Raw genomic sequence first — 12,837 nt, 5'->3', positions numbered from 1 at the left:
TACCTTAGCGAGTGTTTGGCGGCGGCCATTTGAACGTCTATTTAGCTGAAAAAACATCACTAAAAAGGTATGGGTGAAGACACTATAGAGCGAGCCCGGCAAAGTGGTTAGCGATGTATAAATTGAATATCAACCACCATTACTATCGAAACCCACATTACTTTTATCTATCAGCTTGTCTTGAAGCACTAATACGTAGGCATTATCGATAAAATTTGCCGCTGGCGTGACTTCAATACTTCTGAAGTTATCTGCTTGCGTGTCTTTGACATGAGCGATCCGACCGACTCGATAGCCTGCTGGAATGCGACCACCTAAACCTGAAGAAACCAGCTCGTCACCCACGCGCACGTCTGAGGTTTTGAAGACATAATTGAGGCTTAAAGAAGTGGGTATTCCCTGACCCGTCACAATCGCCCGCTGACCCGTACGTTTAACCGTTACTGCTACCGACTGCTGCTCATCAGTAATGAGTAGTAAGCGGCTAGTATTGGGATAAACATTGATAATCTGACCCAATATGCCGTCTTCGTCGATGACCGTTTGACCGACTTGCACCCCATCTTGAGCGCCTTTATTAAGCACGACGATTTGGCGAAGTAGATTGGTGTCTGTACCGATAACCTGTGCCAAATTTAGCTCAAACTGTTCAGGTTTGGTAGTCGACAAGATGCCTTGCAAGCGCGCATTTTGTGCCAAAATATAATCTTGCTGCTGGAGCTTGGCCTGCGCGTGAATCAACTGCGATTTTAATTGCATGTTTTCGCGGCGTAGCGCTTCTTTTGATTGTAAGCTGCCACTTGCCCAATGCTTAGCATAGCTTGGCAATAGTGACAATTCATAGATAGGCTGCATAGCGGCATGGCTGGTATTGCGTACAGGACTGAACCATTCCGGATTTTTGCTATCGAACCACATCATTATCAACGCTACTATCAATACAATAGCAGCCTTACGAAGTGCTAATGGCTGGCGTGCAAAAATACTTGGCGTCATAAGTCATCTAATTAAGGTTTTCTAATGTGAGCAATACCTAGCGCTAATTATAACAATGTTTAACGATCTCATCGTTATCAGCATTTAGTGGCGATGCTTGTAGCTGGCAATTAGTAATATGATTAAAGGCAGCGCAACTGGCTACCTTTATCGTTATTTACTTTTATCGTTAAATCGAATGTTTGACAATCGTGTTAACCGTCACTGAAGCATGCTTGTAAAAAATCACGGTTAACAACAACTGATGTTCATTTAAATAAAAAGCTACTTAAACAAATGGTCACTTAAACAAAAATCATGTTTAAGCTTTTATTATTGATGAAGTCGAGGGCGATACCGCCACCACGACTGACACAAGTCAATGGATCGTCAGCGACTGTCACTGGCAAACCCGTCTCTCTTGAAATCAGCTTGTCTAAATCACGCAACAATGCACCGCCACCGGTCAAGACAATACCACGCTCGGCAATATCTGATGACAGCTCAGGTGGAGTTTGCTCAAGTGCTGCTTTTACCGCACTGACAATACCGCTTAGTGGGTCGCTTAACGCTTTTTGCACTTCTTCTGAATTGACCGTAAAGGTTTTTGGCACGCCTTCTGCCATGCTACGACCACGAACTTCGACTTCTAATTGGCTGTCTTCATTCAGGGCCGAGCCTACTTCTTTTTTGATACGCTCAGCAGTGGTTTCACCAATCACACAACCGTGGGTACGGCGTACATGAGTGATGATGGCTTCATCAAATATGTCGCCACCGATACGAATCGACTCGGCATACACGCAACCTGATAGAGCAATAACCGCAATCTCAGTTGTACCACCACCGATATCAACCACCATTGAGCCACTCGCTTCATGCACTGGCATGCCAGCACCAATAGCAGCGGCCATCGGCTCTTCTAGCAATAGCACTTTGCTTGCGCCCGCTGATGATACGGCTTCACGGATGGCTTTGCGTTCAACGAGAGTTGATTTGCATGGCACACAAACAACCACGTTGGGCTGTGCCATAAAACGCTTCGCCTTTACCTTGCCGATAAAGTGCTTGAGCATTTTTTGGGTCACTTCAAAGTCAGCAATCACGCCGTCTTTTAGGGGACGAATCGCCGTGATATTGGCAGGCGTACGACCAAGCATCTGCTTGGCATCGATGCCAACCGCAGCAACGGTAGGGTTATGGGTACGATTGCTTCGTAGCGCGACCACCGTAGGCTCATCGAGCACCACGCCTTTATTAGGAATAAAAATTAAAGTGTTCGCAGTACCAAGGTCGATAGCGATATTATTTGATAAAAATCCAAACAGGTTCATGACTAATATATCCAGCGTCTTACGAATGAGGCGAATGAGAGTGACTGAGAGGGTTACTCGTCAGTGTTGAGCAGGTCGTCGTTAGACATCAACTGTGGCGAAATTGGTGCATCGCAACAAGTCAAACCTAAGCAATAATGATGAAATGACAAAACTGAGCTAAATTATACCGATTTAGCTCAAAAAAAACACAGGTATTTGCATCAGTAAGGCAGGATTTTGGTCTTAAACGCTAAAAGTTGTTACAAAGTTTGAAATGGCAGTGAATACCATTCAACCTAATGAAACATCATTTAATTCAATAACTAACAAGGCTCTACAGGCAAATGATAGTTTTGCCTAGCATCACAGGTGCATACTGTAACGTATTTCAGAACGTAATGGGTAAGCAATTGAGAATCATGCGGTCAATTTTGCAAATCTTTGTGAATCATGGTGGCTTAGTTGAGATTGTGCAGCAATCAAGCGTCAGGCTCTGTAAACTTGGGTCAGATGCTTTATAATAAGCCTATGCTATCTCACTTTTATTTTAGTAGCCAATTATAGTGGTTGCTTTTAACAGCGATTTAATTTTAATAACTGGTTTTAACAGCGGCTTTTTAAGTATTTGTTTTAAGCGCTATTTTTAAACCTACTTACTCTAACAAAAACTGTCCTTCACTGGAGAAACTATGTCACAGCAACCAGCAACGTCTGACAGCAACGTCAGCCGTGAAGAAATCCTAGAAGTTGCCAGCCTTGCGCGCTTGGGTGTCGATGAAACGACCGCCAACAGCTATGCCAACGAAATCAGCAAAGTATTAAAACTGATGCATACGCTTGGTAATGTGGACACGACTGATGTTAAACCACTATCAAATATCCATGAGGCTTGCCAAGACTTGCGTGCCGACGTCGCCAAACACGATATCAACCGCGCGCGCAACCAATCGGTCGCGCCAGCAGTTGAAGAAGGCTTGTACCTAGTGCCTCAAGTGATTGAATAATTGGTCGGCTCTATTTCTGCCTTTATCTCATTTTATTTTATGCTATTAACATTTTGACGGACGACACCCTATGTCTGAACTTCATTTATTAAGTACCCAGCAGCTTATTACGGGCTTACAAGACAAACAATTTAGTAGCCTTGAGCTGACAGAACACTATATCAAACGTATCGATGCGCTAGACAGCAAGATTAATAGCTTTATCACTCATACGTCTGAGACAGCACGCGCACAAGCGCAAGCAGCGGACGAGATGCGGGCGCAAGGCGATCAGCGCCCACTACTTGGCGTACCGATGGCGCACAAAGACATCTTTTGTACCCAAGGGGTGCTCACCACTTGTGGCTCTAAAATGCTGCATAACTTTGTCTCACCTTATAATGCCACTATCGTGTCAAACATCGACAAAGCAGGCATGATTAGCTTGGGCAAGCTCAATATGGATGAGTTTGCGATGGGCTCAGACAATAGCAGCTCATACTATGGTACGGTGCAAAACCCTTGGAATCTAGAGCGCGTCCCTGGTGGTTCATCAGGTGGTAGTGCTGCCGCGGTTGCCGCAGGTTTTGTCCCAGTCGCAACCGGTAGTGATACGGGCGGGTCTATTCGTCAGCCTGCCTCATTTTGTGGTCTAACTGGTATCAAGCCCACTTATGGTCGCGTCTCTCGCTTCGGTATGATTGCCTATGCCTCAAGTCTGGATCAAGCTGGTAGTATGGGTCGTAGTGCCAAAGATTGCGCTTATCTATTGCAACCAATGATCGGTCACGATGCGCGTGATGCAACGTCTATCAAGTATGACATGCCAGACTACGTACAAGACCTCAACGATGCAGAAGCCGCCGCTGGTGATAAACCTTTTGCTGGTCTACGTATCGGTGTCGCTAAAGAATACTTTAGTAAAGGGCTTGATGCTGAGGTAGAAACAGCCGTACGTGCTGCTTTGACAAAATATGAAGAGCTGGGCGCAACCATCGTAGAAGTGAATATCACCGATCCTGAGATCACGTTGGCGACTTACTACATGCTAGCCCCTGCAGAAGCATCATCTAACCTGTCGCGCTTCGATGGCGTGCGTTTCGGCTATCGCTGTGAGAACCCAAAAGATCTCATCGACCTATACACGCGCTCACGTTCTGAAGGTTTTGGTCCTGAAGTACAGCGCCGTATCTTGACGGGCACTTACGCATTATCTGCTGGTTATTTCGATGCTTATTATACTAAAGCACAAAAAATACGCCGCTTAATCGTTAAAGACTTCGAAGACGCTTTTGCCAACTGTGATGTCATCGCCAGCCCGACTGCACCAACGGCTGCTTACAAGCTTGCTGAAGACCTCGATCCTGCCACCATGTATTTGGGCGATGTTTATACTATCGGTGTTAACTTAGCCGGTCTGCCTGCGCTCAGCCAACCAGTTGGTTTAAACTCAGAAGGCCTACCTATTGGCTTACAGTTAATCGGTAAGCATTGGCAAGAGAGTCAACTGCTCACGACAGCACATCTATTCCAGCAGCATACGGATCATCATCTACAGCACTCTGCCATCGCAAAGGAGACGGTATAATGAACACAGCAACTACTGATAACAATGCCGTTCGCGAGCACGCTGTTCGTAAAGAGCTGTTCGTTGATGGTTACGAAGTCGTCATCGGTATCGAGATTCACTGCCAGCTCAATACTGAGAGTAAGATCTTCTCTAGCGCGCCCACTGACTTCGGTCACGAGCCAAACACACAAGCCAGTATTGTAGATTTAGGTCTGCCTGGTGTCTTGCCAGTGCTAAATGCGGGTGTAGTCGATCGTGCGCTAAAATTCGGTATCGGCGTCAATGCTGAGCTGGGTTTGTTCAATACCTTTGACCGTAAAAACTACTTTTATCCTGATCTGCCTAAAGGCTATCAAATTACTCAAATGGCCAACCCTATCGTTGGCGAAGGGTATATCGATGTCGTGGTTAATGAAGGCGAAAAGAACGAATATCCGAAACGTATGGGTATCACCCGCGCGCATTTAGAAGAAGATGCTGGTAAATCTGTCCATGATGCCGTCGATGGTATGACTGGTGTGGATTTGAACCGTGCTGGTACACCATTAATCGAAATCGTCTCTGAGCCAGACATGCGCTCTGCTCACGAAGCACTGGCTTATATCAAAGCCATTCATCAGCTGGTCACGTGGTTGGGTATCTCAGATGCGGTCATGGCAGAAGGCTCGTTCCGCTGCGACTGTAACGTTTCTGTGCGTAAGCCTGGTGCAGAATTGGGCACGCGTACTGAGCTAAAGAACTTAAACTCGTTCCGCTTTATCGAGCGCGCCATCAATCGTGAAATCGAGCGTCAAATCGACATCGTTGAAGACGGTGGTAAAGTCGTGCAAGCGACGATGCTATATGATCCAGAGCGCGATGAAACCCGCACCATGCGTACCAAAGAAGATGCCAACGACTATCGCTACTTCCCTGATCCTGACCTGTTGCCTGTTCGTATCGAGCAGCATACGGTTGATGCGATCAAAGCTGCGATGCCTGAGCTACCAGTGGCTCGTCGTGCTCGCTTTGAAGAAGCGCTTGGTCTGTCAGAGTATGACGCTCGCATCTTGACTGGTAGCCGTCAGCTAGCCGATTACTTCGAAGACGTGGTCGTTGAAGTAGGACAATCAGATGCCAAAATGGCTGGCAACTGGGTCATGGGCGATCTACTGGGCGCACTGAACAAAGATGACAAAGATATCATCGACTCCCCTATCAGCGCCCAGCAATTGGCTGGCATGCTAGCGCGTATCAAAGACGATACCCTATCTGGCAAGTTGGCTAAGAAAGTCTTTAGTGCCCTGTATGAACGCGTGGGCGGCGATGCTGATGATGCCGCTGACAAAATCATCGAAGAAAAAGGTCTCAAGCAAGAAACCGATACGGGCGCTATCAAAGCCATCGTTGAAGACGTCATTGCTAAAAACGAAGCGATGGTTGACGAGTATCGTGGCGGTAAAGAAAAAGCCTTTAACGGTCTGGTCGGACAAGTCATGAAAGCCAGTCGCGGTAGTGCCAACCCGCAGCAAGTCAATCAAATCCTAAAAGAGTTACTGGGTTAAGGTTAATTGCTGATTGGTTATGCTGACTGTGATACGTAAATTAAGGTTATAGATTTTGGCTAAAATAAATAGCCCTTGCAATATGCCTAATTTTGCGTAAAATAGTCAGTCATTCGGGGCGTAGCGCAGTCTGGTAGCGCACTACACTGGGGGTGTAGTGGTCGCAGGTTCAAATCCTGCCGTTCCGACCAAACATAGCAGTAATATAGAAAAGCCAATCATTGTTTTCAATGGTTGGCTTTTTTTTGTGCTAAATTTGGGTGGTAATTGTATGATGCTTGATTGAGCAAACAATAATAAAAAATCCTGTAAGGCTAGGGCTAATTACCCGAACGGCATTTTTACCACCTCAAACGATGCCAGCGCCTTACACCTTTTTTAGGTTTGGGGTATGAGGTGAAATGTGGCTTTATATGATATTAATGAATTTTTAACATTGAATGATGTTGCCGAATACTTAACAGATAAATGCAACTATGATTTTAATTTAGAATATTCAATAGACCAAGATAGACTCATTGAAACTATCATTCAGCTTGTGCGAAATCATAAACTGCATCCAGTATTTCATTATAGTGGTAGTGTGGATTTTTTAGAAAAAAAAGTAATAACAAGTAAATCAGGTCGTTTCATTAACCATGAAATAGTTTCATTAGACATCACTCATGATATGACTGTTAGAGATTATTATTTTGTTAGTGATAAGAATTTTGACAAGCTGATTGAAAACAACTGTTCAAACTATATTAATGTAATCAACTGTACTATTGAGCCTTATCACGTAGAAGGAAAGCAAAAAATTTTCGAAAATAACATTCTTTATTATCGTGAAATAAAAGAGGATTTTTCAATTATTTTTCACGATTTACTTTATCCCAAATCAGACCTAGCCAAACTTTTTAACCAAACCGAAGCCGATACCGAAGTTATCGAGAAACTAAGAGAAAAGATAGCAGGCCTTGAAAACCAACTAGCACAAGCCAAAACTGAAATAGAAGACAAGTCAGCTAATGACGAGCCAACACACCATAAAAGCGTAGGTTCTATGCAAGCATTAGTCACCACACTTATCAAAATGGCTGAATATGATAAAGCAGACCTAGCCGATCCTTATGGAGAATTTAATAAGCTTATTCAAGCGAAAGCCGAAGGATTAGGACTATCGGTTAAAAAAGACTTTATTGCAAAATGGTTAAAGAAAGCAGATGAAGTTCTATAGAACTTCGCCATCTTCTATATAGAACTATCGAATTGCTCTATTTCATAGAATACATCCATACCAACCGTAGCAATTAAGTTACGGTAAATATGGAGCTATAAATATGACCCAGCAAGATCCTACCCCACCTCATTTAGAGCAGCAGCCACCGCATAATATGCCTAGCAACTTATCAAAATGGCTACTGCCAATATTCAAAACGGTACTCAGTATCCTATTACCTTACTTGCTATCATCACCTGATATCAGCATTCATATCCATCACATTAATATCATGTTTTAAAGCCGAAAAACTGAGCACTACCCTAGCCGATACTCGTGTCCTATAGACTTTTATAGAGCGAGCCGTTAGGGTAAATGCTACAACGTTACGATGGTTTATCCTATGTCCGAGCCGATTGCTAAGCCCTCTGCTACGCTAGTTGACGCACCTTGGGAAGCGTACCGACGACCTTATGTGCGTGATTTGGCTTATGCGCTGGCTTGTCCTAACGTCTTAACGCAGTGGATAGACTTTGCACCGCATCAAACCACACATACAATTTCAGTGCATAATGCCAGCTTTTGGCGGACACAGTTTGAGGCGTATGAGCAGCGGTTAACAGAGCTGGATACCACTAATGACTATCAAGCGCTGACTCGCTATCTACTCAAGCGCCCAAGTCCCAATCGATTAGGATTTCATTTTGAAGGGTTGCTGTCATTTTGGTTAGAGGATGGCTTTGCGCGCAAACTACATCCGTATGAAACGCTCGCCAGTAACGTCCAGTTATTTAACGGCAAACAGACGACTGGTGAGCTGGATTTGATATTGTATAACCATGCGGAAAATCTGGTTGAGCATTGGGAGCTGGCGATTAAGTTTTTTATGGGATCAGCACCGTTTGAGCCGGAGAATTGGGTGGGCATCAACTCCAATGACAATTTGCAGCGCAAAATGACCCATATGCAAACCAAGCAGTTTCGCACCGTATGGGTAGATACCGAAAATCATGGGCAAGTCAAAATTGATAAGCGTTATGGTGTTATAAAAGGGCGGTTCTTTTTACCAAAGAACATCGCTAATCTCGTCCATCCGTCTTGGCTAGCACCAAGCTTTCCCATGCACGAATGGTGCGATAAGTACGACACAAGCACTCTCGCGATGCTTGATATCAGAGAGTTGCGCGCTGCTCATTATATTGAATGGTTTAGCAAGCGCGAGTTCTATGATGGCCGTCCGTCGGCACTTATCCATTCTGAAAACGGTATCTTAAAAACAGGATTATACTTTGAAGGTAATAGACCCATCGTCATTTACCCGAAGCAGCATGCTGAGACAGATGATAAACTTTAGTAACGTCCATCGGCATTACATAGACATGTATATGGACGCTTTAGCCATCTGTTTTATTAATGCAATGCAATGAAGCTACCAAGCATAGCGTCCATACAAGCTAATCTCACTGCGTTTGGCTTTGTCTGAGTCGAGGCTGTCAGTCAGCAATTTTATGCCAGCATAGCGACTGTCTACAGCGAGACCCAGTGCTTGCGTCTGCGGCTCTATTAAGCCCGTCACCTTAATGGGAAAAGCATCATTGGACGTTTGGTAGCCTGCGGATAATTGATATAAGTCTTGAATGTCATTCACTTGACCATGTAGACCGAGCTGCCATTGACTGTCTAGCTGATGCTGAAGGCTACCTTCAACTCGCCATGGCAATGTCTGTGTGACATCGTCAGTGCTAAGCTGCCCTTCAATCGTATAGAGAGGTCTGCCGTTGACGTCATAATCCAATGCATAGCGAGTGCTTGGCATGTCTTTCCAATGCATGCGTCCAAGGATATCGTAGCCGCGCAGAGACAACTGCGTGCTATCAGACAACTGACCTGTGAGCTGCAAATCGAGCGAATAACCATATCCTGAAGGTTTCGCGGGGTTCCAGTTTAGGTTTTCCTCCCCTAAGGCTGGTTCATCATAGTAATAATCTATATAAGCGTTGGTTTTATCCAAACTGTCTCGTATGTCTGTCACCTCATTATTTGGTAACACTCTGGTGCTCAAATCGCCAACTATCTTACCTTCTAGTGCATGCAGTCCTTGCCAGAGATTGGCACGAGTCGTCAATTGCCAGTTAGGCATGAGCTGCTGCGTCAAGCCAACATTAGCGCCGATCCTCTCGTTGTGCTTGGCTTCTAAAAATAACGGATAAGTTTGACTGGTACTTGAAGGCTGTTTATTTTCATACTGCCAATAAACTTCGGCAGTCTCTTTGCTAAACGTCATTAAATAATCATAACGCCAGCCTAGACCGTAGCTAATCGCACTACCCGCAGGACGAATCTCAAGCGATGTTCGACCTTGGGCATAAGCATGATCTCCTGAATCTAAAGGTGCATTCCAATCGTCCAAAAATGCTGAGATAGGCTGTGTTGGACTATGAGCCGTTGCCATCAAACTCCACTCTATCTGTGCGTTTGACTGAGTAATACGACTGTCCAACAACCCTGTTGCTTGGGGATGCAAATAAAGATTCGTATTAGTAGCTGGCATATCAGCAATAGCAGCGGTGGATATCATCATCGCGGCAATCGCTGGCATAGTGATTAACTTTGTACGGCTGGATAGATGCGATGCTAAGCTTTTAGGTAAAAAACCATAGAGACTTGAAACGTTATATGGCATAAATTTCTCACGTTTATTAGAGAGCATAAAAAAGAGACAGTAAGCTGTCTCTTTTTTGTGTTGCTATACCTCAATCGCTACTAACAACGCTTGAGAGTCGATGTGACACATGATTTGATTATAGAATAATTAAACTGTCATCAGTGAATTTGGCCGTAACTTTGCCATCATTATCCATTAAATCACCGTAGTCTTTACCATTAACCATGATATCGCCAAGCTTACCCATTTTATCTTTGATAAAATCACCATTGGCATCGACATTTAACTTGATCGACGCTTTATTTTGCTCAACGGTAAACTGGGTACTAACCACATCATAGTTATTGTCTAAGCTTGACTTACCTGTTACGAATAGCTTCTTACCCTCTACGCTAGCAGTCAGACCTTGTAGCTCAATAACATTACGAGCAGTACGTTTAAGATTGGCTTGGAAATCCAGCGGAATCGTCGTTGCGCCCTCTTTGGTTACCTTGCCTTTAATCGCCAACACAATTTCCATACCTATGTATTTGTTGGCGGTCTCTTCAATATTACCTGCGTCAGTCACTATCAAGAAATTCTTTATATCAGCATCGTTGGCAGTAGCATTTAAGGTAATCGTTACATCAGTCTCAGGTTTTTGCTTCGTCATCTTGCCAGTTATAGCAAGTTTATAAGGAATGGTTCTGACCACTAAGCTATTGTCTGCCAGCTTTTTGCTGACATCTAGTGCAGCAAATTCAAAATCCTTTGCTTCGATTACACTATCGTTAGCCGTCAACTTTAGACTGCTTAATTTGATGACAGCCTTTTCTAAAGTGATACCTTCTCTATTTGCATCATTGATATCAAACTCATCATTGACCATGACTTTATCACTGAATTGACCGCTGACTGTAGCCCCTTTAGTATTTGAGCTGAGGTTAATGGCGTCCGTACCAGTACCAATTTTAATACTCTTGAAACCCAAGTTACCATTGAAGTTAGTCGTACTGGTATTAGAAATCAGCGCATCTTCAAAACCATCAAACGCTACGGTGAAAACGTCCTTTTTATCAACAACAGGGTCATATAGACCTGTTTTCGGATTATATACGTAATCATATTCTTCGATATTGACTTTGGTGCTACCAGTTAATGTAAACTTCCCATCAGCATTTAATGTCGCTAAAAACCCTTTTTCTGGGGTTAAGGCTATATTGCCCAGTGCTGTTTCAAACTCTTCATCATTGGCCAGTGCAGTAATGTCAGCTGCTGTGAGCTGTGATACATCAGTCTCTTCCATATAGTATTTCAGATCACTTGGGATATCGAAGGTGTAGCCAAGTCGTGTATCTTGCTTTTCTGTGAGGATATCACTGACATCTTCATAAGCATCTGTAACCGCTTTATTATCACTGACAAACAGCTTGGCAGTACGAATCATCTCTTTTGCTTGCTCAAGCTCAGACAAACTATTATCAACAGGCGGTTTAATTGGAACCTCTGGAGTATTGTTACCATTACCAGAAGAGGTGTTGTTATCATTGTCATCGCCACAGCCTGCTAATGCTAACGTGCTGGCTAGTGCTAATGCAGTCAATTTAAAAAGTTTCATTACACAGTCCTTTATAGAGATGTTTTAAAGAGTCAAGACAGCAAGAACGTGATCCAACTAAGCAAAAGAAGCTCACATAGTTAAAGAACGCTCATATCAATTTAGAAAACTTAAGTTTGCTTTGAAATAAAATGATAATACTCTTATTTAAACAACTTATCTATAAAGTAATCTGATATAACAGCAATGTTACACAAAAAATAAATGCCGCTCTTTTAGGGCGTGTCTTCATTTCAAAAATGGTGATAAAAATGAGATAAATTGCCGTCAAACAAGAAAAATAGCGCAGATAATATCGGGATATTAACCAGCTATTTGACGATGTTTGGCAAGATTTAGCCATTTTTAGCCCATTTAGATGACTATCGAGTGAATTGAAGACAAGCCCTAGTATCTTTCAATTGTCTACCAAAGATACTTTATCAATAACTCTCAATCACTTGCATCAGCTCATATCTGAGCATATCGGCACTGGGCATGCGCTCAGCGTGAAAGCGAATCATGGCAATGCCTGCACTGGCTAGAGCTTTGTCTTTTTTATCGTCTGCTTTTTGACGTGCTTTGCTACTATGCGTCCAATCATCAAGCTCTATAGCGACTAATGTAGTCTGAGCATCGACATCCACGATCACATAATCCACGCTTTGACGGCAGATACGATTGAACCAAAAGCTACGCTCAGAGGTCTCATCACTATTGGCTTCGATGATGCGTGACAGCTGAACTTGGACAAATATGTGATATTCCGGCAATGCATTTTTTAACTTATTAAAAAATATTACCTCGGTATCGGTCATGATGGGCATCGGTGCAAATGGCCAAATAGCCAGCTCATCGCCGCGCACTGGCTTTGGATCAGGCTCAACGACTGGGGGTTTTTTCAATAGCTTTGGTAACGTAATTAGCCCTAAAAACCCAACAGCCAATATTAAAAATATAACGCCAAATGACATGGTTTTACCTTATACAATATGAAAGTGATTGGC

The 12,837-nt window shown here is 43.6% G+C and carries 11 protein-coding genes and 1 tRNA gene; 7 read left to right on the top strand and 5 right to left on the bottom strand.

Going from position 1 to position 12,837, the window contains the following annotated elements:
* Positions 1–129: 129 nt before the first annotated feature.
* Together mreC and RH96_RS01955 are read right to left on the bottom strand one after the other, a co-directional pair.
* Positions 130–996, bottom strand: coding sequence for a rod shape-determining protein MreC (mreC, locus tag RH96_RS01960; RefSeq protein WP_010196660.1), 867 nt, complete (start codon positions 994–996; stop codon positions 130–132).
* A 284-nt stretch (positions 997–1,280) separates the two neighbouring features.
* Complete coding sequence (locus RH96_RS01955; protein ID WP_010196659.1) at positions 1,281–2,309, bottom strand: rod shape-determining protein; 1,029 nt, start codon at positions 2,307–2,309, stop codon at positions 1,281–1,283.
* Between the two features lie 671 nt (positions 2,310–2,980).
* Here RH96_RS01955 and gatC point away from each other — a divergent pair.
* From gatC to RH96_RS01920, 7 genes are all read left to right on the top strand, one after another.
* Positions 2,981–3,295: an Asp-tRNA(Asn)/Glu-tRNA(Gln) amidotransferase subunit GatC gene (gatC, locus tag RH96_RS01950; protein WP_010196657.1), complete on the top strand. Its 315-nt coding sequence runs from the start codon at positions 2,981–2,983 to the stop codon at positions 3,293–3,295.
* A gap of 70 nt (positions 3,296–3,365) precedes the next feature.
* Entirely contained in the window at positions 3,366–4,862 is a 1,497-nt protein-coding gene (gene gatA / locus RH96_RS01945) for an Asp-tRNA(Asn)/Glu-tRNA(Gln) amidotransferase subunit GatA (RefSeq protein WP_010196655.1), read from the top strand.
* A complete protein-coding gene (gatB, locus tag RH96_RS01940; RefSeq protein ID WP_010196653.1) occupies positions 4,862–6,388 on the top strand; it encodes an Asp-tRNA(Asn)/Glu-tRNA(Gln) amidotransferase subunit GatB in 1,527 nt (508 codons plus the stop codon). Before gatA ends, gatB begins: the two co-directional genes overlap by 1 nt.
* Positions 6,389–6,502: 114 nt before the next feature.
* Positions 6,503–6,579 (top strand) — tRNA-Pro (locus tag RH96_RS01935).
* A 212-nt stretch (positions 6,580–6,791) separates the two neighbouring features.
* Positions 6,792–7,607, top strand: coding sequence for a hypothetical protein (locus RH96_RS01930; protein ID WP_010196651.1), 816 nt, complete (start codon positions 6,792–6,794; stop codon positions 7,605–7,607).
* A 103-nt stretch (positions 7,608–7,710) separates the two neighbouring features.
* Positions 7,711–7,890 carry a hypothetical protein gene (locus tag RH96_RS01925; protein WP_026037075.1) on the top strand — a complete coding sequence of 60 codons (180 nt, stop codon included), beginning with the start codon at positions 7,711–7,713 and terminating at the stop codon, positions 7,888–7,890.
* A 102-nt stretch (positions 7,891–7,992) separates the two neighbouring features.
* Positions 7,993–8,943 (top strand): DUF1853 family protein, encoded by a 951-nt coding sequence (locus RH96_RS01920; protein ID WP_010196648.1) that lies wholly within the window; start codon positions 7,993–7,995, stop codon positions 8,941–8,943.
* Between the two features lie 75 nt (positions 8,944–9,018).
* Here RH96_RS01920 and RH96_RS01915 read toward each other — a convergent pair whose 3' ends face one another.
* From RH96_RS01915 to RH96_RS01905, 3 genes are all read right to left on the bottom strand, one after another.
* Positions 9,019–10,272, bottom strand: coding sequence for a hypothetical protein (locus RH96_RS01915; RefSeq protein WP_010196646.1), 1,254 nt, complete (start codon positions 10,270–10,272; stop codon positions 9,019–9,021).
* Between the two features lie 118 nt (positions 10,273–10,390).
* Positions 10,391–11,851 (bottom strand): hypothetical protein, encoded by a 1,461-nt coding sequence (locus tag RH96_RS01910; protein WP_010196643.1) that lies wholly within the window; start codon positions 11,849–11,851, stop codon positions 10,391–10,393.
* 422 nt (positions 11,852–12,273) lie between these two features.
* The gene (locus RH96_RS01905; protein WP_010196641.1) at positions 12,274–12,804 is read right to left on the bottom strand and encodes a DUF2726 domain-containing protein; all 531 of its coding nucleotides are present in this window, start codon (positions 12,802–12,804) and stop codon (positions 12,274–12,276) included.
* Between the last annotated feature and the right edge of the window lie 33 nt (positions 12,805–12,837).

This window comes from Psychrobacter sp. PAMC 21119 (assembly GCF_000247495.1).
In the GTDB taxonomy this organism is placed as follows: Bacteria; Pseudomonadota; Gammaproteobacteria; order Pseudomonadales; family Moraxellaceae; genus Psychrobacter; species Psychrobacter glaciei.
This window is presented reverse-complemented; position numbering and strand designations above follow the sequence as displayed.